Annotated in this window: 1 protein-coding gene; it reads left to right on the top strand. The window is 73.6% G+C overall.

What is annotated here, in order from left to right:
• Window positions 1-57 precede the first annotated feature (57 nt).
• Window positions 58-1,070, top strand: a 1,013-nt coding sequence (locus MCM47_RS41345) for an AMP-binding protein (RefSeq protein WP_238951899.1), incomplete at its 3' end; no start/stop codon positions are given.

Raw genomic sequence — 1,070 nt, 5'->3', positions numbered from 1 at the left:
CCCGGGGGCGGCCGCCCCGCCCCCCAACCGCCCCCCCCCCCGCCGCAAGGAGCGCCGGTGCCCGCCACCACCACCGCCGTGCACACCGGCCTGACCTCGGCCACCACCGAGGACCGCGCCGCCGAGTACCGCCGCCGCGGCTGGTGGCGCGACGAGACGTTCCTGGACGACCTGCGCCGCCAGGCCGCCAAGCGCCCGCACAAGCTCGCCATCGCCGCCCGCCGCCTGGCCGACTCGCGTACCGACACCCTCGACTACGCCGAACTGGCCCGTCTGACCGACCGGTTCGCCGGCGCCCTGCTCGAACTCGGCGTCCGACCGGGCGACTTCGTCGCAGCCCAGCTCCCCAACCGCTGGGAGATCGTGCCGCTGATGTTCGCCTGCATGCGGGTCGGCGCGGTCATCTGCCCCATCGCCCCGGTCTGCCGCGAGGACGAACTGCGCCACCGCCTGGCCCTGACCGAGGCCACCGTGTGCATCACCGTCCCCGAATGGGACGGCTACCCGCTGGCCGCCACCGTCCTGGCCCTCAAGGACGAACTGCCGCTGGAACACGTCGTCGTCCTCGGCGGCCACGCCTTCCAGGACGCCATCGACTTCCACGACCACTTCGTCGCCGTCCCCCACGAGAAGCACTACGAGGGCCGGCTCGACGGACGCGAACTGGGCCCCGACGACCCGTTCGTGGTGCTGTTCACCTCCGGCACCACCGGCGAGTCCAAGGGCGTCCTGCACAGCCAGAACACCGTCCACTCCGGGGTGCGCGGCTACGTCGACACCTTCATGCTCGGCGACGACCTGGTGGCCACCGTCACCAGCCCGCTCGTGCACTACTCCGGCTTCGGCCAGGGCGTCCTGGCCGGCGTCATGCTCGGCGGCACCATCGCCTTCCAGGACGCCACCGACAACCCCGGCCTGCTGGACCTGGTCGAGCGCTACCGCGCCACCCTCCTCTACGGGCCGCCCCCCACCCTCACCCAGGTCGCCGCCGCCCAGCGCACCGACCCGCACGACGTGTCCTCCCTGCGCCACGTCGTCATCGGCGCCGCCCCCGTGCTGCAGGGCCTCGT

Source organism: Kitasatospora sp. A2-31 (assembly GCF_022288725.1).
Classification (GTDB): domain Bacteria; phylum Actinomycetota; class Actinomycetes; order Streptomycetales; family Streptomycetaceae; genus Kitasatospora.
Note: the sequence above shows the minus strand (reverse complement) of the source record. Positions and strands in the feature narration are given on the sequence as shown.